Here is a 23,801-nt window from a genome sequence, read left to right on the forward strand (position 1 = left end):
AACCCACCATGAGCTTAAATGTAGGACAGGTTCTTGAGCGCGTAGTGCGCAGAGACCGTATGGGAATCAGCGAATTATCCCGGAAACTCAATGTAAGTAGAAGAACAATCTATAATTGGTTTGACCAGAAAAGCTTAAACCCCGAAATTATTTGGAAAGTAGGCACCGTTATTGGTCACGATTTTTCAGTCGAGCTGCCCGATACCTTTCTAAGAAACGAGCCCGGCAAGCGAGAAACATTTGAGTCTCACTATGAAGATGTAGTAAAAAGCGATGCCAATACCGTTTATTTTTGGATGAACAAGTACATCAGGCTGCTCGAAAAGTATAATGAAATATTGAGCCATACTACCGAAGAACTACATGCTGCCCCATTAGCGCACCACACTGTGCCTAAAAATACTAAGAAGGAATTCTCTGGAACTTTCGAGAAATCTTAAATCCTTTTTATCTATTCATTAACCTTTATTAACAAAAATATTCTGAATACAGACGCTAAAGAGTGAAACAGCCTCTTTTATAGCCTCTTCCTTTTAAAATATTAAAAACCTTCGGTATGCGGATTTCCCATGCCCCAGGATTGTTTTGCTCCCCAACTAAATTTTTAATATTATGAAAACCATTAACCTCCTAATCCTATTAGTAGTTACCTTATGCATTCATCAAACCGCAAGATCACAATCACAAATTTTTAAAGGTACTGGAGTAAGGTACAGTGCCGGAATTGAAACAGGCTTGGCCACAGGCTATCTGGCCACCAAATACGAGGGTACCCTGGGTGTCTCTGCGCAGGCCGAGTTTCCTATTGTAGAAGGTGATCTCTATTCTACCTTAAATGCTGGTTTTAACAACATTTTTACCACGGCCACCTATGCTCATCTGGTAGATGATTTGCACCTGGTACCATTTAAAGCTGGCCTGAAGTACTTCTACAGAAGTAATCTTTATTTACAATCGGAGATTGGTTTCTCCTTTTTGCTTAATAAGGCGAAATGCGTAGAGGGTAAAAATGCTGCATTTGTATATGCCCCGCAGGTTGGAATGATTTTCTATCTGCATGAGAAAGATTACATCGATGCAGGTGTACGGTTTGAAAGCAATAGTAAATTTTACAAATGCGATCACAACAACAACTTCATTGGCTTTAGAATAGCCTGGGGCTTTACGCTTTAGATCGAAATTATTCATTAATACTCACCCAAAGTATCCTAAATGAAAGCAAGTATACAGTATAATGCTATGAATGGACTTTGGATCCTATTCATTGATTGTAAGTACGAGGAATCGCCAAAGTATATTCGGATGATTACGAAAATAATCATCAAAATGCTTTCAGGTGCCGCAATTCCAGGAAATAAACGTCGTGTGCGTGCAGGTAGACATTACCTTGTTCATGAGCATATTGTTGAGTTACACACCGATGAATGGTTTCCACTGGTTTTGGCCAGTAAACGTAAGGAACTCTTAGAGGGGATCAAGGCCATTTTTATGGATATGATTGGGAAAAAATAGTAAACTATTTTTCAGCTTGGTTGCCAGCGATGTGCTTTATCACCCTGAAAACAAATGCTGATGGCCATTCTCGCCATCACTTATAGAATTCATCTTAACTAAATCAAATTATGTGTGGAATTGTCGGCTATATAGGCTTTAGAGAAGCTTGGCCAATTGTTTTAAAGGGATTAAAACGATTGGAGTATCGTGGTTATGATAGTGCAGGTATCGCTGTAATGAATGGCGAAAAACAAAATATATACAAGAAGGCCGGAAAGGTGTCGGTATTGGAAGATTACGCCAAAGCTTTCGATTGTTCCGGAAACATTGGAATGGGACACACGCGTTGGGCTACTCACGGGCAGCCATCAGATCGCAATTCCCATCCACATACTTCTAATAACGGCCAACTATCCATTATCCATAATGGCATTATCGAGAACTACGCTACGCTTAAAGAGGAGCTGGTACAACGGGGCCATGTTTTTAGCAGCGACACGGATACAGAGGTACTCATTCACCTGATTGAAGAAATTCAATTGATGGAAGGAACTGATTTACTGGAATCTGTTCGATTGGCTTTAAACGAGGTGGCTGGTGCTTATGCCATAGTAATTATGGATAAGGCTAGTCCTGATCGGCTAATTGTAGCCAGAAAGGGTAGTCCTTTGGTAATAGGGGTAGGAAGCGGAGAATATTTTGTTGCTTCGGATGCTACGCCTATTATTGAGTATACTAAAAATGTAATTTATCTGAACGACAATGAAATAGCTGTACTCACTAAAGAAGAACTTTTTATTAAGAGACTGGATAATGTTGTGCAAACCCCACAAATCCAGGAACTGAATATGAAACTGGAAATGCTGGAGAAGGGCGGTTTCGATCATTTTATGCTGAAGGAGATATTTGAGCAGCCACGATCGATTTTAGACTGTATGAGAGGGCGTATCTATCCGGAGCTAGGACAAGTACAGCTTGGAGGGATTAAAGCCTTTGCAGATAAGCTAAAGAATATTGATCGGATTATCATTGTAGCCTGTGGAACCTCCTGGCATGCCGGTTTAGTTGGAGAGTATCTGATAGAAGAGTATGCCCGCATTCCGGTAGAGGTAGAATATGCTTCAGAGTTCAGGTACAGAAACCCGATTATAACCGAGAAGGATGTAGTGATTGCCATATCGCAATCGGGCGAAACCGCCGATACTATGGCGGCCATTGAAATGGCTAAAGAAAAAGGCGCTACGATTTTTGGGATTTGTAATGTGGCCGGAGCTTCCATTCCAAGGCTTACACATGCAGGTGTATACACGCATGCCGGCCCGGAAATAGGAGTGGCTTCTACCAAAGCATTTACTGCACAGGTAACAGTTTTAACTTTAATGGCATTTTACATGGCGCAACAACGCGGAACCATCAGCGATGTTAAAATGCGCGAATTGCTTACCGAATTAGAAACTGTTCCAGACAAGGTACAATCGGCATTGGCTTCTAACGAACTGGTAAAATACATTGCAGGAGAAATTAAGGATGCCAGTAATTGTTTGTTTCTGGGAAGGGGAAGTGGTTTCCCTGTAGCTTTGGAAGGGGCATTAAAACTTAAAGAGATTTCTTATATCCATGCAGAAGGTTACCCTGCTGCAGAAATGAAGCACGGACCTATTGCGCTGATAGATGAACAAATGCCTGTAGTGTTTATTGCTACCAATAATTCATCCTACGAAAAAGTAATCAGTAATATTCAGGAGGTAAAGGCCAGAAAGGGAATTGTGATTGCCATTGTAACGGAAGGAGATAAGAAGGTTAAAAATATGGTAGATTATTCCATTGAAATTCCAGATACCGACGAGGCATTCTTGCCACTCCTCGCTACAATTCCCTTGCAGCTACTTTCTTACCACATTGCAGTAATGAGGGGTTGTAATGTGGATCAGCCAAGAAATCTGGCAAAATCGGTTACGGTAGAATAAGCTTTTTTGTTGCATGGGTTTTTGCAGATTGGTATCTCCCGAAATCGGGTCTTGCTGAACTTATTTCAGCATCTTTATTAATTGTTTTAGCCTCGGAAGACTTCAAATGAAGGTATATTTTGGTGTTCTATTTAATTTAACTGCATTTAAAATATCTATAAAAAGTTAACTAATTTATTAAAGGTTGTAGCAGTATGCCGCAACCTGTATAAGGCTACAACAGAACTAGTGCCGGTATTGAATGAAATTCAGCTGTAGGGATAATTTATTATCTCATGTCATAAGGGTATGATTCAGTCGTATGGCCTTGGTTCTTTTGTAGCTTTGTGAAATAGCTACGCAAAGTAGTTCATGTATAAAAAAATGCGGGAAGGCTGCTCTGAATAAGGGTGGCCTTTTCTTGTTTTAGGCTTAGTTACAAGTATGAGATAACACAGTGAAGTTTTTTCTACATTCAGTTTTGGCATCATTATAAGCTTACGCTTTTTTGCTGGCTACATCACCAACCAATCGCCTAAATCAATTAAATAGGATTTAAGTTTTTTAACAAACAGTGCTATTGCATATATTTGAACATTAACCAGTATGAGGACCAACCTGCCAGCAAACCTGGTATGTTTCAAAACCAATTTAAATGATACAAAAAGAATTAGCGCAATTAACAGACGAAGAGTTATTAAAAGAAGCCAAAAGAGTGAAATCTGATAAGATTATTACTGCTGCTTTGATTGGCTTCCTGGCCGGAGTTATAGTTTACACCGTGGTGAAAAAAAGCTTCGGATTTTTAACACTCATTCCTATTGTTTTTGCATACAAACTGTTCAATAAGCCAAAGTATAATACTACAGAATTAGATGCTCTTTTAAAGGAAAGAGGTTTGAAATAGAAAACGGCAATTTTAAAATAAAAGACCTTCGCTACTGGTTGGTGTCCCTGTCAATGCTATTAACCTAAGGAGAAAACTAAAATAGATTGTCAATCCTGAGCCTGTCGAAGGGTAATCCATTTTAGTTTTACAGCATTTAGCTCAACTTAATAGCATTGGTGTCCCTGCCAACCAGTCTACTTTTTTTATAGACCCTCAATTTCATTTAATAGGAGCATCGGCCGATAGGTTAATCAAACAAAAAAGCCCGAAATATTTCTATTTCAGGCTTCGTTTTTTTGAGCGGAAAGTGAGGGATTCGAACCCCCGGACCTGTTACAGTCAACAGTTTTCAAGACTGCCGCATTCGACCACTCTGCCAACTTTCCGGAGGCAAAAGTACAAACTCCGCGTTAATCTGCAAACTATGAAGTGTATTTTTTTATATAAAATTGATAATGCGTTAACAATGAGGGAGAAAAAATTATTTCTTCTTGATGTTTTCCTCAAATGGAGCCGACTTTTTGAATAAATTGAAGGTTGGGCGAATGATTTTAACGCTTCTTTTACTCACGTCTACACTTGCATTGAGCTCAAAACCGATCAAAAGGATCAGTGAATTGAGGTAAAGCCAGATCATCACCACAATTAAGGTTCCAATAGAGCCATACACTTTATTGTATCCGGCAAAGTGATTGATGTAATAGGAAAACCCCCAGATGGTAATAAAAGCTAAAATGGTAGCTAGCCAGGATCCAGCACTAAAAAGCTTCCACTTTTTGGTGTGTGAAGGACCATATCTATATAAAACAGATATGGTGATAAAGTATAGGATGGCCAATAACGACCAACGTGTTAATTGAATTGCGTAAACAGCCCAGCTATCTTTAATGTAAACCAAATCCCTTAAATTGCTTAACAATACTTCTCCCAAAGCCATAGCACAGATGCAGATAATAATAGAGAAGCAAATCACCATTGTTAAAATCAGGGCAATTAGCCGTTGTTTTAGCCAGCTCCGGGTTTCTATAATAAGCGATGACTTATTAAAGGCTTTCATGAGGTTTTTGACCCCATTGGTTGCAAAGAACAATGCAGATAAAAACCCGAAAGATAGAAGTCCCCTGTTTTGGTTCTTGACTATGTCTTTTAACGTTGTTTCAAATGCATCAAACGCATTGTGCGGCAGTACCAACTGAATAAGGTTCAGCAATTGATCCTGGAAACCCTTTATCGGGATAAAGGGAATAAGTGTAAATAAAAAGATAATTCCCGGGAAAATGGCCAGCATAAAGCTGTAGGCCAGGGAAGAGGCTTTGTTAACCAGCGCATCCTTCCCAATCTCCCTGAAAAAAAAAGTGGCTACAGTATATAGTGGCAATGGGCTAAATCCAGGCAATACGCATAGCTTAGTCCATTCAATAAATTTAGAATAGAACTTAAAATTTAATAACTGCCTGTGTAACCATTCCATGAAAGTTATACAAAATATTTACTCACGCCATCCATAAAGTTTTTAGGCGGATGACATGGTTTCCTTGTTTGTTTATCTACAAAAACCAAAGTAGTTTTTCCAATATTAATCAATTCTTCCGCTTCATTATAAATTTCATACTCTACATGCAACCTAACTGAAGGTAGTTGTTTTACAATGGATTTGATGGTCAAAACCTGGTTGTAAAAGGCTGGTTTTAAATATTTTGATTGCAGTTCTAATATAGGTAACATTACACCGTCTTCTTCCATCGATGCATAAGTAATTCCAGAACAAGCTTCAAAACATTCGGTTCTTGCAATTTCGTAGTATTCGGCATAATTGCCATGGTATACTACCCCCATTTGGTCGGTTTCGGCATAACGCACCTTAACCTTTGTTTCTTGTATAAACATTATTTAAAGATGTTTCTTTTGTTGAGTGCCTCACGATATTTTCTCGCATTAATTTCATGCTCTGCTTTCGTTGCAGCAAAATTATGGTAGCCTGAAAAATCTTCCTTTGCACACATGTAAATGTAATTGTTATTGTCTTTATTCAACACAGCATCAATTGCATTGATACTCGGCATCATGATTGGGCCAGGGGGCAAACCAGCATACTTATAGGTGTTGTAAGGGGATTGTACTTGTAAAAGCCTGCCTGTTACTCTTTTAACAGTAAAGTCATTGTTGGCAAAAATTACAGTGGGATCTGCCTGCAATAAAATACCTTTGTTTAACCTGTTCAGGTATAAACCAGCAATAATGGGCATTTCTTTATCGTAAAGTGCCTCTGCATCTACAATAGAAGCCAAAATAGAAACCTGAACGGGGGTTAGGTTTAAGCTGGCTGCTTTTTGCTTGCGTTCAGCATTCCAGAACTTATCGTACTCCCCATGCATTCTTTCAAAGAAATCAATCGGTTTAATGTTCCAGTACATTTCATAGGTATTTGGAACGAACATTGCATAGATATTATCCTGATTAAAGCCATATTTTCCAATTAAGGTAGTAGAATCTAAAAGGCTAATAAACTGTAAGGAATCCGCTTCCAGGTTATTGGCTAAATAAGCTGCAAAATTTTCCTTTTTACGGATGTTTTGAAATTTCAATTTTACCGGATCCTGGTTTCCGGCTTTAATTAAATTGATTAATGTACGGTTAGTCATGCCTTTAAGCAATCTGTAACGACCAGGTTTTAAATTGGTTTTTAAATTCATTTTCGCTGCGGCTGTCTCAAAAGAGGAGATGCTTTTTACGATATCTTTTTGTTCCAGCTCTTTAACCAGCGTGTCATAATCACTTCCAGTTTTAATGAATAAGTATTTCTGACTATCCGTAATGTTAGGCGAGAAGTAAGTTTTATAAAGATTTAGGGCAAAATAACCACCAACTAAAATCAGCACAACAACGATTGCGATTGTGGCTTTTTTTCCAGTGCTCATATTCTTTTTTTCTATTTCAGTCATTTTTATAAAGGGGAAGTGTTTTTTATTGTTTGTTTGAAAGGGTTATATTGATTTTAGTGCCGATACTTACCTTAGAAAGAGAGTCAGTTGGCATCGGGTCTTGTTTGGTAATAATGGCATTTGCAGAGTCAGTTACCTGTCCCTCATACATGATGTTTCCTAATGATAGCATAGAACCTTTTAAACTAAATCTGGCTTCATCAATAGTCAGGCCAACTAATTGCGGAACATCAACTTCCTCGTTACCTCTGCCATCGCCCAAAATTAAGTTAATTCTTGAACCTACCGGGATGATATCTCCGGCTTTAATTGGCTGACCTCCGAAAGAAGCTTCTAACACTACATCACGGCTTACATCAGGCTTGTAAGTGGTATCGCCCAGCTTGAGCCTCGAACTTTCGATAATGGCCTGCGCTTCTCTTAAAGTTTTGAAGGCAATATCCGGGAATTTAGTGTTAGGCGTTTTGCCTGCATTAATAGTTAAGTAAATGGTTCGGTTATCTTTTACAAAAGTGTTTGGATCGGGATCCTGATCAATTACAATGCCTGCTGGCTGATCTAAAATGAACACAGAATCGACTTCATATTTTAAACCTGCATCTTCGAGTTTTTGAACAGCTTGCTCAAAAGAAAGGCCTTTAACTTGCGGCACATTTAAACCCTGGCCATGCTTGGTGTAATATCTTAAACTGAAAAAAGCAATTAGTAACAAGCCAATTACGGTAATTACTGCTGCTAAAATGTTGTTCCTGAAGGATTTGGTCTTTAAATAATCTATAAATTTAGACATGAATCTTAAATTCTGGGTTTATAGGTGTAAAATCAAATGTAGCTATTTTAATTATTGATTGTTGAATCCGTTTATCGTTCAATAATCAAACGCCGTCTCATTTCAGATTTGTATGAATTAAAATTAATTATTGCGCAAAGATATTTATATTTTTGAGGATATATTTAAACTTCAATTCTATAATTAAGGATTTTCGAAATGAAAAAAACTATTGCTTTATTAACAGGCGGAACCACAGGTGAATGGGTTGTTTCAGTAAAAAGTGCCGCAACCATTGCTCAGAACATTGATTCCGATTTGTATGATGTTTATAAAATTATGCTGAATGATAAAGGCTGGTTTTATGAACCTGCAGATTCTGTGAAGATTGAAATAGATAAAAACGATTTTTCCTTAACCATCGAAGGTAGGAAGATTAAATTCGATGGCGTATTTATCGCCATCCACGGTTCACCAGGAGAGGACGGTAAGTTGCAGGGATATTTCGATATGATTGGGATTCCTTACACCACCTGTGATGCGTTAACCTCTTCTATTACCATGAATAAAGGCTATACCAAAGCAATAGTTGATGGTATCGATAACTTACATGTGGCCAAGTCTGTTCAGATTTTTAAAGATGGAAATTACAGCGTAAGCCAGATTAAACAGGATTTAAAACTTCCTTATTTCGTAAAGCCAAACAGCGGCGGAAGTAGCATTGGCATGAGCAAAGTTAAACATACTGATGATTTGGAAGAAGCCTTAGCAAAAGCCTTTAAAGAAGACACACAGATTTTAATTGAAGAGTTTGTGAGTGGAAGAGAATTCTCTATAGGTGTTTTTGGTGCGGAAGGTAAGATCAATGTTTTGCCAACTACAGAGGTTATCCCGGCAAATGAATTTTTTGATTTTGAAGCTAAATATACTCCTGGTGCTACCGAAGAAATTACTCCCGGCCGCATGAGTGATGAAGAATTGGTAAGGGTACAACAGGTAGTAACTGATGTGTATAAAAAGTTGAATTGCAGGGGAGTGGTGCGTATTGACTACTTTTTGGAGCACGAAACAGGTAAATTTTACTTTATAGAAATAAACACCATCCCGGGTCAAACCGCCACTAGTTTTATTCCTCAACAGGTAGCAGCAATGGGCTTGTCGCTTAAAACTTTCTATACCCGTTTAATGAAAGAAACCTTAGGATAGTGCTGTAAATCCGATTACTATATGGATGTTAAGCAGTTGATTGATAAGGGTTTTTCTGTGAAAAAGTATGCCAGGGATGGAATCATATATGAGCCGGGTACCTGGCCGCATCATGTGTATTTTATTAAAAGTGGTGAAATTAGGATGGTAACCGTAAGTGAGGATGGTAAGGAATTTATTCAGGGCATATTTAAGAGCGGGGAGTACTTCGGTGAACCTGCGCTGTTAATTGGTAAGCCTTATCTGGCTTATACCATTGCTAATAAGCCTTCGGAGATTATTCCAGTTGGAAAGTCAGACTTTTTTGAGCTCCTGAAAACCGACGCAGATTTTAGTATGCAATTGATTCAGGTTTTAAGTAAACGTCTTTTTTATAAATCGATGATGCTCGAAGAACTGGCCAACGAAAAGGCAGAACATCGTTTGTTAACCATTGTGAAGTACTTAACAGAAGATTTAAATGAAGGCGATGCATTGAAGGTTACCAGGCAGGAGCTGGCCGATATGACCGGGTTGAGGGTAGAAACGGTGATTAGGGGCATAAAACAATTGGCAGCTAAAGAGCTTATTCTGCTCAAAAGAGGAAAGATTATAAAAAAAAAGGAATCTAAATTTAGTTTGTAAACATGATGCAGGTCATAATTTAATCAATGCGCAAAGACTAAATTTGTATCATGAAATCAATCACTATGGCAGAGTTATCTAAATTTCAGGCTTTCATACAATGTAAATGCCCAAGATGTCGCAAAGGCGATATTTTCACGGGAAATGCTTACGCTTTTAAATTGCAGAAAACGAATGTTAATTGCCCACACTGCAACCTTAAATTTGAGCGTGAACCAGGTTTTTTCTATGTAGCTATGTTTGTTAGTTATGCGATGAATGTGGCCGAGATTATTACCATTGGGGTAGCTTCATATGTTTTAGGGTTACCCTTAATTTATGAAAACCTGTGGTACTATGTTGGTCTTATCCTGTTTGGTGTATTCTTGCTTTCTCCAATCAATTACCGTTATTCCAGGGTAGTATTGTTACATTATCTCACACCAGGTTTACATTATGTTCCTGGTAGCGGAGACCATTAAAAAAGCAATTTTATAATATCTGAAAGGGGAGCAATATCCAGTACACAAGCCGTGAGGTTAAAGAAAAAATGGATGAACACCCCATACCAGATGGTTTTAGTCTTGATGCGTAACCAACCTAGAAATAAGGCAAAGGGAAGTAGCCAGAAAACGGATACCAGGCTAAAGTGAATAATGAAAAATAGGATAGAGGAGATGTAGATCGCTTCCTTTTCATCCACAACCTTTAACAGTGTTTGCATTAAATAGCCGCGGTAGGCCAGCTCCTCAAAAATAGCAGGATACAAGGCTACAGATAAAAACATCAAATATGTTCCGTACTGATGAAAGGCGAAAATGGAATAAAATCCCATCTGTTTTTCAAATACCACGCGGTTTAAAAAGTCTACGGAATAAGACACACCAATAGAGGCTATTATGGTGATGCCGATAAATGTCAGTAGTTTGATCAATGAAAAGGCTGGCCACTTTAATATGGTTTTATTTTCCTTCCAACGATAGCCGAAAAATAGGATAGTGGCTATGGCCATAATCACATCAATTACAAAAAGGTTTTTTAACGACGGTTCATCTATGATTAATGCCGTGGCGCAACAAAAGATCTCAATGATGAAGAAAAGCCCCACCTCTAACATATTGGGCCATTTTTTAGCGTAAAGGGCTATTTCTTCGTGATTGATCGCCTGCCCGCAACGATTACAGAAATTATATCCTTCCTGGATCTCATTACTGCATTTTTTACAGCTGATCCCAGTTGTTAATTGTTCTTCCAAGTTAATTGATATTAAGCTCTTTCTTTAGCTTGTCGGCCTCTAACACTGCCTTTAAGCCCTTCACCAGGTAGCCAATAATGATAACTTTAAAGATGATCCCTCTAACAAGAGTTGAAGGCTCCAAAATCGCATTTAACAAGATTATAATCACGTATACTGATAATCCGGCAATTAAAGCGGTAGTGGGTTTGGTTTTGCCAATCACTGCAAAGGCCAGGAAAGCACCAATTAGTATTACATTAACAACCAATGAAGCGAAAAGTATTTCTTCGGATTCTGCTGTAACTGCTTCAAAAATAGCCGATAAACCTATTATAGCCGCAATCCAATATAAAGAAGTCCGGGCTTTTTCTATGGATTGTTTGAATTCAACTAAGTCTATTTCTTTAATTGCACGGTTAGAGATGTGATTTTTTTGTTCTTGTTCGGTTCCATTAAGCGGATAGCCGCAACTGTTGCAAAAAATATCATTAAAGTTAAAAGGTCTGGCACAGCAATTACACAAGCTGTTAGTTTGGTTTTCTGTCATGAGCGTTTGTTTGATCTATTGTAAATATAGAAAGACAATAAATCAAAAACAAAAAAAGATTTACCGATTATTTTTTCATTGGATGCTGTGCATATTCAGACCAGGCCACTATTTTACCGTTTTTAAGCTTAAAGTCGTTAAAGTAGCTAATCGTATCTGTTTTTCCATCTTTCATGTTAGAAACCTGGTTGTACCACAAGCTCACCCACTCTTCAGTTTTATCTTTACTGATAACAGATTCCCAATCGGTCATATTGATTTCAATGCTTTTGAACTTATCGATATGACTTTGAGCTTCTTTCATAAACTGACTTCCTGTACCCTTAAATTGATAATAATCTACCGTAAGTTCAATACTGTCTCCAATTAAGGGTTTTAGCGCAGAGGTATCTAGCGAGGCAAACGCTTTTATAGCCTTTAAAGCTGTTTGAAGGTTTTTATGATCTGAATTCATTTCCCAGTGGTGATCTTTTTTCAATGTGTAAGCATACTGGGTGGTATCTGTTACTTCATTGCTGGTAGATGATGTCTCTTTAGGTTGGCAAGCGGCAAACAGTAGTATGCCCGCAATTGCGATGGAGATCTTTTTCATAATGTCAATAATAGTTTTAGGTATACTTAAATATAGCTAATTATTTGTCTGATAAATCATTATGTATATTTTGTAAACAAAAAAAATCCGATGAGATCGAAATCCATCGGATGATTATAAAAGGCTGTTTTTTATGGTTGAATCGCTAAAAATTATATTTTTTTACATTTGAATTTTCCAGTGTTGTGAACTAGATTGTAAACTTTGCTGGGTGATGCATGACGGTTTTAAAATGAATATCTAGTCATTTTCGAAATATTGATGGATACTTTTAACCAGCCCTGCTACCTTTTCGGCAGAGGTTAATTCGTATTGATATTCATCAGCTATACTGCCCATCTTGGTATCATCATTTCTATACTCCATTTTGCTGGCTACAAATTGTTTGGCCGATGCGTGGAAATCAGTTGCACCAGTTTGTTCCATTAACAAGTTAATATTCTGCTCATTGATACCTGCACCAGGCATAATATCAATTCGGCCATTGGCCTGTTTAACCAGTTGGGCTAATTTTTCTGCACCGTTGATTGCCGATGATGCGCCACCTGAAGTAAGTACCCTAATTACGCCCAATTCAATTAGATCTTCCAGAGCTTTTTCCATATCATTACTCATGTCGAAAGCCCTGTGGAAGGACACCGGCAGGGGATGTGCCAAATCTATTAATACCTTACATCTTGCCTTGTCAATGCTTCCATCAGCATTAAGAATTCCTGTTACTATTCCATCACAATTTAATGATTTACAGTTTTTTATGTCTTCCTTCATTAACTCGAACTCGAGGTCTGAATATAAAAAATCTCCGCCTCTGGGGCGAATAATTGGCCAGATTTCTATGTTGAGATTTCTTTTAGATAAGGCTATATGTGCATAGCTCGGTGTAGTTCCTCCCTCTGCCAGGTTATCGCATAATTCTACCCGCTTTGCACCACCATCTTGGGCAGCTTGAGCAGATGCATAGGAATTTGCGCAAACTTCCAATGCGCAGGTTTTAATGTTGCTTAGACTCATGTTTATTGACCCCAATTAAGGTCTTTTATATTTAAATGTTATTCTTCTTTCGCCACCGGACCTAAAACTACCCAGCCCTTTGCAGATTTGTATACATTTAGTTCCTGCACAGATTTTCCACCGTCAGGAAACCAGCATACCTCCGTAATGATCCAGTGTGTTTCGTCAATTTTTTCTCGTTTGGGAAAAGCATTTTGTATAGTAGAAAAATCTGGAAATCCATGTTCTTCAATATTCTTAAGAAAAGAAAGCTTTAATACCTCTGCTGTTTCATTAATGGTTTCTTTATCGAAGTCCATTTGCATATTGGAAAGTAAGGATTTTGCTTCTTCGTAAAAATCTTTACAATCCATAGCAGCCTGAATATCTTTGTAGTTATAAGCTTTTTCTAAAGAAAGTATAGCACCTTCCGGGGTTTCTAAATTGGCTTTGAAGTGATCTACACCCTCATCAATATATAAACCAATGCTTTTGTCAAATTCTGCTCTGTCTTGTTCCGGAATCCCGTCTCTAATGGCCCTTATGGTGTATCCGCCAACAAGTCTACCACCTTCCACAATCATCCAATCTGAAATTAAATTGCGATCAATGCCTATTTTTTGATCCAGTTTTACGCTATTTACATCAACGGGTTCATTGCCTACTGTTCCATATAAATGACCTTCATCATCAAAATGCGGATCAGTTAGCCAAATGTGTTCGCCTACATCGCCATCCATAATTTTAACCTTTACAGAAAAATAAACCTGTGAATTTTTGGGATTTTCCAGGCTTTCTTCAAAATACCATAAGGTTAAATTAGCCTTTTCTATCGCCCAGTTCATGCGGCTATCTTCATTGGCTACATAAACCATGTCAGGTTCGCCTTTGCGTTCTTCTACGTTCTTTTTTCCGAATATTTTTGACAGTAATCCCATGGTTGAGCGATTTTGTTTTCCAGGATTTTATTTCTTAATAATAGCTTTTTCCTTTAATGAGCAGGTCTTGCTTTTCTGCATTGCATACTGCATAGCTGAATCCTTGTTGAATAGCGTAAGCACCATATTCGCCTTTTTTATTAATGGCCAAGAATCCTACCTGAATATTCTTTGCTGTTTCTGGTTTCTTCTTAATAATACGCATAACCGCTTCCTTACAAGCCGCTTCTGGTGTGTAGCCCTGGCGCATTAACTCTACCACAAGGAATGAACCCACATTTCGTACAACTTCTTCTCCAACACCCGTTGAGGTAGCGCCACCCACTTCGTTGTCTACATATAAACCAGCACCAATAATTGGGCTATCGCCAATGCGGCCATGGAGTTTGTATGCCATGCCACTGGTTGTACAGGCACCCGAAATATTCCCCTTTTCATCAATGGCTAACATTCCGATGGTATCGTGATTGTACTGATTACCAGGAAGCTTTTGTGGAGCGGCTTTTTCATAGAGCTTATTCTCGATATTCATTACCGGCTCATATTTCGCTGTTTTCAACCATTCTTTCCAGGCTTTCTCACTTGCCGGAGTAAGCAGGTTTTCTTTTTTAAATCCTTGTTCGAGGGCAAATTGTAATGCACCATCTCCAGCCAACATCACGTGAGGCGTTTTTTCCATTACCTTACGGGCCACAGAAATAGGATGTTTTATATGCTCTAATGCCAATACCGCACCACAGTTGCCCTTTTCATCCATAATGCAGGCATCCAGGGTAACTTTACCATCTCTATCAGGTAATCCGCCATAACCAACAGATTGATTTTTTTCATCGGCTTCTGGTACCCATACGCCTTGCTCTACCGCATCCAGTGCCGCACCACCAGCAGATAAAACCTTCCAGGCATCAGCATTGGCTGCTATACCAAAATCCCAGGTAGATATTACTATAGGGAAGTTTTTTGCTGATGTACTTGTTGTTGGAAGAACTTCGGCAATACTTTTTTTGTCGAGTGCGATTAAACTTGCGGAGAGGGCTGAGGCTTTGATAAATTTACGACGGTTGAACATCTTTAGAATAAATGGTTTGTAAGTTTGGAATGATTTATTGTTTAAGCGCTATTGAATAACAAATTTGTCGGCATCCTTTAAAAAGGGAAACTGCCTTCTTATTTTAACTAATTCTTCGTAGTTGATACTGAAGGTATAAAGATCTTCATCTTCGGGTTTATAATAAACGGTACTACCGTAAGGATCTATGCACATGGAGTGGCCACTATGGTAAATTTGATTACCGTCATGTCCAACACGGTTAACACCGATTACATAGCTTAGGTTTTCAATAGCCCTGGCGGGGATTAAGGCTCTCCAATGAGAAGAGCGCTTATCTGGCCAACTGGCGATGATTAAAAGCACGTCATATTCTTCATTTTTATTGCGCAGCCATACCGGGAATCGAAGATCGTAACAAATGGCCAGGCGTATTTTCCATCCTTTAAGGGTTACAATAAGCTGTTTTTCTCCAGAGGTAAAGTTTTCATCCTCTTCCCCTAAACCAAATAAGTGATGCTTATCATAATGCTGGTGCTGGCCGTTGGGTTCCATCCAAATCAGGCGGTTATAGTATTTGCCTTCTTCTTTTATAATTAAACTTCCGGTAATGACACAATTGTATAGGTCGGCCATTTTATGCATCCACTGCATGGTTGGGCCATCCATTTCTTCAGCAAGTGCTGCTGCATTCATGCTAAAACCGCTGTTAAACATTTCTGGTAGTACGATTAGATCTGTTTTTTCGCGTACTCCCATAGATAATCTTAAGGCCAGATTGATCAAGTTTTTTTCAATGTTTTCCCAAAAAAGATAAGCCTGGAAAACAGTTACTTTCAGGTTTTCTATTTGAGTGTAAACAGGAGCTTCCATGTATTTATTGTTTTAGGGAATTTATACTTTAATTAATTTCTCTGCAGCTAAAGCAAGGGTAGAATCTTCTTTAGCGAAGCAAAAGCGAATAATTTTGTGATCGGTAGCTTTTTGGTAGAATGCAGACACCGGTATAGTGGCCACTCCAAATTCTTTTAATAAACGGATACTGAAATCGGTATCTTTTTCATCACTAATGTGGCCGTAACTGGCACATTGGAAATAAGATCCTTTGCAGGGTAAAAGTTCAAACTTACTGTCGGCTAAAAGCGATCTGAAGTAATCTCTCTTCTGCTGGAAAAAATTGGTAATTCCATTATAATTGCTAGGTTCACTAATGTAATTGGCAATGGCTTGTTGCATTGGACTATTAACGCTAAAAACATTGAATTGGTGTACCTTCCTAAATTCCCTGGTTAGTTTTTCGGGAGCAAGGCAATAGCCTAACTTCCATCCGGTAGCGTGTAAGAGCTTGCCAAAAGAGGCGATAATGAAGCTTCGCTCCCTTAATTCCGGATATAGCATTACACTTTGGTGCTTTTGCTCATCGTAAACCAAGTGCTCATAAACCTCGTCGCTAAGGATCAGTATATCAGTACCTTTAGTCAACTTGATCAAAGCCTGAAGATCTGCAGGCGACAGGATGCTTCCGGTTGGATTTTGAGGCGAATTCAAGATAATCATTCGCGTGTTTGCCGTAAACAATTTTTTTACCATGTCCCAGTCTATCTCATAATTGGGAGGGGCGAGTTCATATGTTTTAACAAGTCCACCAAAAAGTTTTACAGTAGGCGCATAGCTGTCGTAGGCGGGTTCAAATATAATTACCTCATCGCCTGGATTAATAATGGCCGCTATCGCTGTAAAAATAGCCTGTGTTCCGCCAGCGGTTACTGTAATCTCGGTATCAGGGTTGTACTTAGTTTTATAAAGCGACTCAACTTTTCCCGCAATAGCCTCTTTCAACGCCATAGCACCTGGCATAGGGGCATATTGATTATAACCATCTTTCATGGCTTTATCTACCAATTCCATTAATTTGGGGTCACACGAGTAGTCGGGAAAGCCTTGCGATAGGTTAATGGCTTGATGTTCTGCGGCGAGTTTAGACATCACTGTAAAAATAGTGGTACTCACCCCAGGAAGTTTCGATTGTATATTCAGCATCTCATAGCGAAAATAGGAAAATATTAGCTTTTATTAAACTTTTGGGGAGAATGATTGGTGTAAATAGTATCAAGATGCTAGTATCAGGTATCAAGACAAAACCCACAAGACTAATAGCCAAAAGTAGGATATACGCATTGACTCGTAACACACATCAGGTAAATCATTGATCCCGACAAGGAATACAAAACTAATAGCGAAAAGTAAGATAGACGCATTGACTTGTAACCAGCAATAGATAAATCATTGATCCCGACAAAGGTATACAAACCTAAAGCGAAAAGGGGGATAGGCACATAGACTCGCAACCCACAACTCGTAACCCATAACCCTTAATGCGCCATCACAGTCGAATCAGCTGATGCTTCTACCTCGGTTTTGATAAATCGTTTACCCATCCAAAGCGCAAAAAGTGCAATGAAGGCAGCAATAGTCATTACCAATGGCATTGGAATAACGGAATGTTCACTAAATAAACTCACCATTACCGAAGCAAAAGCCCCTAATCCCATTTGTAATGCGCCCATTAAAGCTGATGCACTGCCTGCGTTTTTGCTAAAAGGTGCCAACGATAACGCTGCTGCATTAGGGTTTATCAGGCCTAAACAACACAGAAACAAGGCTATAAATATAATGGTGGAGTATAAGCCTAACCAATCATTGCAGGCAAAAACGAGGAAGACCGCACTCACTGCACATTGTGCTAAAAGTGCCCAGTTGATAATTTTCTTGCTGCTAAACCATTTTAAAAGCAAACTATTTACCTGGCTCGAACCGATAAAAAAGACGGAGAGTATGGCGAATATCCAGCCGTAACCGGTTTTACTTACTGCGTAAATTTTCATAAAAACAGTTGGTGATGAAGCTACATAAGCGAACAAACCCGCAAAGGTAACGGAGCCAATTAAGGCGTAGGTATAAAACTGTGGGTTTTTTAAAACTCCAAAAAAACTGGTCAGAATTGGTTTCGGTTTAAGCGAATAATTTGGATCAGGCTTGTAGCTTTCGGGAAGTTTAAAAATAGAAGCTAAAAGTATTAAGACGGCCATTAACCCTAAAAATACAAATACATATTTCCAGCCCAATGCGGCAATTAAGTAGCCTCCGGCAGTGGGGGCTAGCATGGGCGAAACTGCGATAACTAACATAAGGGAAGCAAAAACTTTAGGGCTTTCCTCAACCGAAAACAAATCTCTAACCATAGCTACCGAAGCTACTGCAGTAGCACAACTTCCGATGGCCTGTACGAAGCGTAAAACAATGAGTTGGTTCACATCATCAACGGCTAAACATAAAAAGGACGAAAGGATATAAAGAACAAGACCAAAATACAATGGCTTTTTACGGCCATATTTATCCAGCAAGGGGCCATACAGTAACTGACCAGCAGAAATACCAATAAAGAATGATGAAAGTGAAAGTGCTACCGTTGATTCTGTAGTTTTTAAGTCTTGCGCAATATCCACAAATCCAGGAAGATACATGTCAATTGAAAAAGGACCTAAAGCTGCTAATGAACCTAAAATTAAGATTAGGTAGAAGTGTTTTTTTGGGGCCATTGGATTTTTGTTTTTCGGAGGCGCAAAGATTGTGAGATTTAATGTCATTACCTATTTTTAAGGTCTATTGGATGTCAAAATCAAATCAGAATAGCCAACCGGGATTTAAAACTTTTGTTAATGGAGATTAATTGATGATTTATTTCTAGATTTATGGACTATGACTTTTAAAACCAAAGAAAGCCGTTTGCTACTGGTGCTGGGTAGCTTTTTTGTCGCCAATGCTATTTTATCTGAGTTCATCGGTGTAAAATTATTCAGTGTTGAAGAAACCCTGGGATTTAAGAAATTCGATATCAATCTGTTTGGCGTGCCCAACCTGTCTTTTGTGATGTCGGCAGGCGTGCTTACCTGGCCAATTATCTTTATCATGACAGATATCATCAATGAATATTTTGGCGTACAGCAAGTCAGGTTTCTCTCCATCATGACCTCCATTTTAATTGCTTTTGCCTTTATTGTAGTTTGGGGATCTATGCATCTCAGCGCAGCCGATTTTTGGGTTCACCAAAATATCAATGGGGAAGACTTAAATATGAATAACGCTTTTGCAGGTATTTTCGGTCAGGGCATGTGGATTATTGTAGGATCAATTACGGCCTTTATTATCGGCCAGCTGGCAGATGTAATCATTTTTCACCGTATCAAGAAGATAACCGGAGAAAAGGCACTTTGGCTCAGGGCTACAGGTTCTACCTTGGTTTCTCAGTTTATTGATAGCTTCGTAGTCATTTTTATTGCCTTTTATCTAAACCCGCAATATCATTACAGCTGGCAAATGGTAGCCGCTATAGGCCTGGTAAATTATACCTACAAATTCATAGTGGCCATACTAATGACTCCAATTCTTTATCTGGTACATGGTGTAATTGATGGTTATTTGGGCAAGGATCTGGCTAGTAAGCTGATTAAAATGGCATCGAGAGGGTAGTTTTTAGTCTGGAGTCTTTAGTCTGAAGTCCTGAGTCTTGAGGGAGACATGGAACAAAGAGCAAAGAACAAGGAACAAAGATTAAGAAATACTGATTATTATCTCAGCTTAACTTTTCTTAACTTCTTAATGTTTTTTTACTATATAAGCCAGATAAGAAAAATAAGTTTTGATCCCACTAACCGCAAAGCGCGCAAAGTTTAACGCAAAGCAATACCACAGAGAGAAAGAGGAATTACACGGAGTACACCGAGATCGCTGCGCTATTGATAAGAGGACACAAAGAAAAGCAGAGTCCCTTTCGTGCTTCCGTGGCTAAAAAACTTAACTTTCCTTAACTTCTTAATGTTTTTTGCACCATATAAGCCAAATAAGAAAAATAAGTTTTGATTCCACTAACCGCAAAGGTCGCAAAGTTTAACGCAAAGCAAAAACCACAGAGAAAAGGAGGAATTACACGGAGTATACAGAGATAGCTTCGCTATTGATAAGAGCACACAAAGAAAGGAGAGTCCCTTCCGTGCTTGCGTGGCTAAAACCATAAGCCACTTAGAAAACAAATCGAGATCCCAAGCTCCCCTACTTTTTTCAAGGAGGGGGTGCGGATGATTGTGAAGTGGCGGGGGTGGTTATTACAATGAACTTACATGCCTTAAATGGTAAAAAAGTATCGAACCATATAAGCCAAATAAGAAAAATAAGTTTTGATCCCACTAACCGCAAAGCGCGCAAAGTTTAATGCAGAGCACTAACCACAGAGAGAAAGAGGAATTACGCGGAGTACACAGAGATAGCTTCGCTATTGATAAGAGGACACAAAGAAAAGCAGAGTGCCTACCGTGTTTCCGTGGCTAAAAAACTTAACTTTCCTTAACTTCTTAATGTTTTTTTTTCACCATATAAGCCAAATAAGAAAAATAAGTTTTGATCCCACTAACCGCAAAGCGCGCAAAGTTTAACGCAAAGCACTAACCACAGAGAGAAAGAGGAATTACACGGAGTACACAGAGATAGCTTCGCTATTGATAAGAGGACACAAAGAAAAGCAGAGTCCCTTCCGTGCTTCCGTGGCTAAAACCATAAACCACTTATAAAACAAATCTAGATCCCAAGCTCCCCTACTTTTTTCAAGGAGGGGGTGCGGATGATTGTGAAGTGGCGGGGGTGGTTATTTTTTGTCTCTTAGTAGTTAGATTGAAAGGCCTTCTGTGTTTCCGTGGCTAAAAAACTTAACTTTCCTTAACTTCTTAATGTTTTTTTGCACCATATAAGCCAAATAAGAAAAATAAGTTTTGATCCCACTAACCGCAAAGCGCGCAAAGTTTAACGCAAAGATTTAACCACAGAGAAAATGAGGAACACACGAAGCACACAGAGATAGCTTCGCTATTGATAAGAGGACACAAAGGAAAGCAGAGTCCCTTCCATAGCTAAAAAACTTAACTTTCCTTAACTTCTTGATGTTTGATAGTAAAGAATTAAAAGGATAAAAGAGTAAGGAACAAAGAGCCAGGAATACTGATTATTGTCTCAGCTTAACTTTCCTTAACTTCTTAATGTTTGATAATAAAGAATTGCAAAGGAACAAGAATCCAGGAGCAATGAATACAGTTGTTTACAAAAAGATAAAAGGCTAAAGGTCGGAATCGCTCCGACCTTTGCAACAACAAAACAAATAAAAATTAACCTTAAAAAAATCTTAGAGAAGTGCTTCTTCTGCGGCGAAAGTGCCACTTAAAGCTTTTTCTTCCTTATATATCTGTCTTCCGGTATAAGCCACGAAAACATCTTTATTTAATAATAAATCACGGTTTTTGATCAGGTTTTCTAATTTAACAGTACCGATAACATACTTAAATTCACTGGCTGCGTAACGCTCGCTAATGTGATCAAATTCCAGTAAGCTAATCAGATCCTCATCCGCATAGCGCAGGTAAATTTCTAACAAAATATTTTCCGTGTGCTGAACACCAATTTCCTGATGGTATTTTTTGTATTCGTAACGGTAATCATAGCGTAGGGCTGCAATATCCGAAAGTACAGCTGCACCAGTTGGGTGACCACCCGCACCTTTACCAAAGAAGAATTGCTTATCAGCAAAAGCAGCCTGAACAGTTACCGCATTGTATTCATTCTCTACATTATATAAGAAGTCGTCTTTTCCAACCAATTTTGGCAGTACATAAGTTACGATTTGCTTGGTATTTACTTTGCGTGCAGTTGGTACCAGTTTAATCTTCAAATTCTTTTCCTTGGCATACTTAATGTCGTGCTGAGATAAGTTTTGGATACCAATGTTCAAGATGGCATCAGGATTAACAAAAAGACCGTAAGCATGTGCCGTAGCAATAGCCAGCTTATATTTAGGATCGTAACCACCCACATCCAAAATAGGGTCTGTTTCTGCAAAACCTAAATCCTGCGCCTCTTTTAAAGCCGAGTTATAACTTTGGTCTTCGTTAAATATTTTAGATAGGATATAGTTAGAAGATCCATTAAAAATTCCGCTTAATGCGTGGAAAAGCTCATTGTCATAATATTCTTCCAGGTTACGAATAATCGGAATACTACCACATACAGCCCCTTCATACAATAAAGAGGTGCCGTGCTCTTGTTGTAGCGCCACTAACTCAGCCAAGTGGGTCGCAATCATTTTCTTATTGGCAGAAACTACATTTTTGCCATTTTTTAAGGCAGTGGTTACAATTTCGTAGGCTGCTTCAGCATCGTTAATCAGCTCCACAATGGTATTGATTTCTGTATTGTTTAGGATCTCATCGCGATCTGTCGTAAATAAGTCTTTATCCAGTGTACGTTTTTTTCTAGGATCTTTTATCGCAATTTTAATGATTTCTAAGTTGAGGTTTTGACTTTGAATAATATCCAAAAGGCCTTGTCCAACTACTCCGAAACCAAAAAGTCCAATCTTTAAATTTTTACTCATTTTATTTTTATGATTGTACAGACTCAATCTTTGTCTGTTGTTATTGAATAAGTTGTGATGATAATATTAGGCAGTATGTTGAAGTTTGATGATCTTTTTGTTACTGCTTTCTCTCAAAAAAGTGCCGATGATATTGGTTAATGCATTGGTTTCAATCAGAAATCCATCATGGCCATAATCAGAGTTAATTACGGCAAGTTCAGCACCCTGAATCTGGTCTGCAAGATATTTTTGCTCTGAAACAGGAAAAAGAAAATCGTTTTCAATACCAATAACCAAGGTATTTGCTTTGATTAATTTTAAAGCATCAGCAATGCTTTTTCTATTTCGTCCAACATTATGACTATCCATTGCTTTAGTTAAATAGTAGTAACTATAAGCATTAAAACGATTAATTAATTTTTCTCCCTGATAGTTTTGATAAGAAGAGGCCCTAAAGTTATCAGTCTTTTCATTTACGCTTTCTACCTGGGTATTGCCGTATGCACTATATGTTCTGTAACTCAGTAATGCAATGCTACGGGCGGTTTTCAAGCCCTTGCTTCCGCCATTGGGCTGGTTAGCAAAGAAAGTACGGTCTGTAGTGATGGCTAAACGCTGACTCTCGTTAAAGGCGATTCCCCATGGCGAATGCACAGCATTGGTTGCAATAAGCACTAAATTTTCAATTCTATTGGGCTCAATAATACTCCATTCAACAGACTGTTGTCCGCCTAATGAACCACCAATTAAAACTTTAATCTGCTCAATACCTAAGTGTTGGGACAGTAATTGATGTGCGGCAACAAAATCACGGATGCTAAACTGAGGAAAAGCTAAATAATACGGTAATCCATTAACAGGATTAGTGCTTAAAGGGTTAGTAGTGCCATAGTGAGAACCTAAAACATTCGCACAAACAATAAAATGCTCATTGGGGTTAAATAAGGCATTTTGCCCGAATAAACCTTCCCACCACTCAAAAACATCTGCGTTAGCTGTTAAAGCGTGGCAAACCCAAATTACGTTATCTTTTTTAGCATTTAGCTTTCCATAAGTTTGATAGGCGATCTGTAAATTTCTTAACTTCTTTCCGTTTTCTAACTTAAACTGTTTAGGGTGATTATATATTGAAGATGTACTCATG

General features: G+C 38.5%; 24 protein-coding genes and 1 tRNA gene. 9 read left to right on the top strand and 16 right to left on the bottom strand.

All coding sequences use genetic code 11. The features are described 5' to 3' along the window. The first annotated feature begins 8 nt into the window (after positions 1–8). The 5 genes from BMX11_RS05690 (at position 9) to BMX11_RS05710 (ending at position 4,347) form a co-directional block, all read left to right on the top strand. On the top strand, positions 9–440 hold the full coding sequence (locus tag BMX11_RS05690; RefSeq protein WP_090882344.1) for a helix-turn-helix domain-containing protein: 432 nt from the start codon (positions 9–11) through the stop codon (positions 438–440). 172 nt (positions 441–612) lie between these two features. Beyond that, positions 613–1,173 carry a hypothetical protein gene (locus BMX11_RS05695; RefSeq protein WP_090882347.1) on the top strand — a complete coding sequence of 187 codons (561 nt, stop codon included), beginning with the start codon at positions 613–615 and terminating at the stop codon, positions 1,171–1,173. A 39-nt stretch (positions 1,174–1,212) separates the two neighbouring features. After that, positions 1,213–1,512 carry a hypothetical protein gene (locus BMX11_RS05700; protein ID WP_090882349.1) on the top strand — a complete coding sequence of 100 codons (300 nt, stop codon included), beginning with the start codon at positions 1,213–1,215 and terminating at the stop codon, positions 1,510–1,512. Positions 1,513–1,622: 110 nt separating this feature from the next. After that, the gene (gene glmS, locus BMX11_RS05705; RefSeq protein ID WP_090882351.1) at positions 1,623–3,461 is read left to right on the top strand and encodes a glutamine--fructose-6-phosphate transaminase (isomerizing); all 1,839 of its coding nucleotides are present in this window, start codon (positions 1,623–1,625) and stop codon (positions 3,459–3,461) included. Between the two features lie 634 nt (positions 3,462–4,095). Further along, entirely contained in the window at positions 4,096–4,347 is a 252-nt protein-coding gene (locus BMX11_RS05710; protein WP_090882353.1) for an FUSC family protein, read from the top strand. Between the two features lie 283 nt (positions 4,348–4,630). Here BMX11_RS05710 and BMX11_RS05715 read toward each other — a convergent pair. The 5 genes from BMX11_RS05715 to BMX11_RS05735 all read right to left on the bottom strand — a co-directional run bounded on the left by BMX11_RS05715 (position 4,631) and on the right by BMX11_RS05735 (position 8,061). Next, a tRNA-Ser gene (locus BMX11_RS05715) sits at positions 4,631–4,715 on the bottom strand. Between the two features lie 95 nt (positions 4,716–4,810). Further along, a complete protein-coding gene (locus BMX11_RS05720; RefSeq protein ID WP_090882355.1) occupies positions 4,811–5,800 on the bottom strand; it encodes a YihY/virulence factor BrkB family protein in 990 nt (329 codons plus the stop codon). A gap of 5 nt (positions 5,801–5,805) precedes the next feature. Next, positions 5,806–6,216, bottom strand: coding sequence for an acyl-CoA thioesterase (locus BMX11_RS05725; RefSeq protein ID WP_090882357.1), 411 nt, complete (start codon positions 6,214–6,216; stop codon positions 5,806–5,808). Further along, positions 6,216–7,271: an endolytic transglycosylase MltG gene (mltG, locus tag BMX11_RS05730; protein ID WP_090882359.1), complete on the bottom strand. Its 1,056-nt coding sequence runs from the start codon at positions 7,269–7,271 to the stop codon at positions 6,216–6,218. The genes BMX11_RS05725 and mltG overlap by 1 nt, the downstream gene beginning before the upstream one ends. A gap of 22 nt (positions 7,272–7,293) precedes the next feature. Then, complete coding sequence (locus tag BMX11_RS05735; RefSeq protein WP_090882361.1) at positions 7,294–8,061, bottom strand: PASTA domain-containing protein; 768 nt, start codon at positions 8,059–8,061, stop codon at positions 7,294–7,296. 198 nt (positions 8,062–8,259) lie between these two features. On the opposite strand from BMX11_RS05735, the gene BMX11_RS05740 reads away from it, so the two are divergent. The 3 genes from BMX11_RS05740 (at position 8,260) to BMX11_RS05750 (ending at position 10,331) form a co-directional block, all read left to right on the top strand. After that, on the top strand, positions 8,260–9,246 hold the full coding sequence (locus tag BMX11_RS05740; RefSeq protein WP_090882363.1) for a D-alanine--D-alanine ligase: 987 nt from the start codon (positions 8,260–8,262) through the stop codon (positions 9,244–9,246). A gap of 21 nt (positions 9,247–9,267) precedes the next feature. Next, positions 9,268–9,870, top strand: coding sequence for a Crp/Fnr family transcriptional regulator (locus BMX11_RS05745; RefSeq protein ID WP_090882365.1), 603 nt, complete (start codon positions 9,268–9,270; stop codon positions 9,868–9,870). A gap of 65 nt (positions 9,871–9,935) precedes the next feature. Next, positions 9,936–10,331: a DUF983 domain-containing protein gene (locus BMX11_RS05750; protein WP_090882367.1), complete on the top strand. Its 396-nt coding sequence runs from the start codon at positions 9,936–9,938 to the stop codon at positions 10,329–10,331. On the opposite strand, the gene BMX11_RS05755 is transcribed toward BMX11_RS05750, so the two are convergent. The 9 genes from BMX11_RS05755 to BMX11_RS05795 form a co-directional block, all read right to left on the bottom strand. After that, positions 10,328–11,104 (bottom strand): CPBP family intramembrane glutamic endopeptidase, encoded by a 777-nt coding sequence (locus BMX11_RS05755; RefSeq protein WP_090882369.1) that lies wholly within the window; start codon positions 11,102–11,104, stop codon positions 10,328–10,330. The genes BMX11_RS05750 and BMX11_RS05755 overlap by 4 nt on opposite strands. A 1-nt stretch (position 11,105) precedes the next feature. Next, the gene (locus tag BMX11_RS05760; protein ID WP_090882371.1) at positions 11,106–11,633 is read right to left on the bottom strand and encodes a hypothetical protein; all 528 of its coding nucleotides are present in this window, start codon (positions 11,631–11,633) and stop codon (positions 11,106–11,108) included. A 67-nt stretch (positions 11,634–11,700) separates the two neighbouring features. Beyond that, positions 11,701–12,225 (bottom strand): hypothetical protein, encoded by a 525-nt coding sequence (locus BMX11_RS05765; protein ID WP_090882373.1) that lies wholly within the window; start codon positions 12,223–12,225, stop codon positions 11,701–11,703. A gap of 240 nt (positions 12,226–12,465) precedes the next feature. After that, complete coding sequence (locus tag BMX11_RS05770; protein ID WP_090882374.1) at positions 12,466–13,236, bottom strand: copper homeostasis protein CutC; 771 nt, start codon at positions 13,234–13,236, stop codon at positions 12,466–12,468. Positions 13,237–13,274: 38 nt separating this feature from the next. After that, positions 13,275–14,153: a YegJ family protein gene (locus tag BMX11_RS05775; RefSeq protein ID WP_090882375.1), complete on the bottom strand. Its 879-nt coding sequence runs from the start codon at positions 14,151–14,153 to the stop codon at positions 13,275–13,277. Between the two features lie 34 nt (positions 14,154–14,187). Continuing rightward, positions 14,188–15,222, bottom strand: coding sequence for a glycosylasparaginase (locus tag BMX11_RS05780; RefSeq protein WP_090882377.1), 1,035 nt, complete (start codon positions 15,220–15,222; stop codon positions 14,188–14,190). Positions 15,223–15,270: 48 nt separating this feature from the next. Further along, the gene (locus BMX11_RS05785) at positions 15,271–16,074 is read right to left on the bottom strand and encodes a nitrilase family protein (protein WP_175474480.1); all 804 of its coding nucleotides are present in this window, start codon (positions 16,072–16,074) and stop codon (positions 15,271–15,273) included. 21 nt (positions 16,075–16,095) lie between these two features. Next, positions 16,096–17,241 (bottom strand): methionine aminotransferase, encoded by a 1,146-nt coding sequence (locus BMX11_RS05790; RefSeq protein ID WP_090882378.1) that lies wholly within the window; start codon positions 17,239–17,241, stop codon positions 16,096–16,098. Positions 17,242–17,573: 332 nt separating this feature from the next. Next, positions 17,574–18,800 carry a multidrug effflux MFS transporter gene (locus BMX11_RS05795; RefSeq protein ID WP_090882574.1) on the bottom strand — a complete coding sequence of 409 codons (1,227 nt, stop codon included), beginning with the start codon at positions 18,798–18,800 and terminating at the stop codon, positions 17,574–17,576. Positions 18,801–18,960: 160 nt separating this feature from the next. Here BMX11_RS05795 and BMX11_RS05800 point away from each other — a divergent pair, with 160 nt between their 5' ends. Beyond that, positions 18,961–19,731 (top strand): queuosine precursor transporter, encoded by a 771-nt coding sequence (locus BMX11_RS05800; protein ID WP_090882380.1) that lies wholly within the window; start codon positions 18,961–18,963, stop codon positions 19,729–19,731. Positions 19,732–21,430: 1,699 nt separating this feature from the next. On the opposite strand, the gene BMX11_RS05805 is transcribed toward BMX11_RS05800, so the two are convergent. Both BMX11_RS05805 and BMX11_RS05810 read right to left on the bottom strand, forming a co-directional pair. Continuing rightward, on the bottom strand, positions 21,431–22,675 hold the full coding sequence (locus BMX11_RS05805) for a homoserine dehydrogenase (protein WP_090882382.1): 1,245 nt from the start codon (positions 22,673–22,675) through the stop codon (positions 21,431–21,433). Between the two features lie 66 nt (positions 22,676–22,741). Beyond that, positions 22,742–23,800 carry a homoserine O-acetyltransferase family protein gene (locus tag BMX11_RS05810; RefSeq protein WP_090882384.1) on the bottom strand — a complete coding sequence of 353 codons (1,059 nt, stop codon included), beginning with the start codon at positions 23,798–23,800 and terminating at the stop codon, positions 22,742–22,744. Position 23,801: the final 1 nt, after the last annotated feature.

The organism is Pedobacter rhizosphaerae (assembly GCF_900111155.1).
Taxonomy (GTDB): Bacteria; Bacteroidota; Bacteroidia; order Sphingobacteriales; family Sphingobacteriaceae; genus Pedobacter; species Pedobacter rhizosphaerae.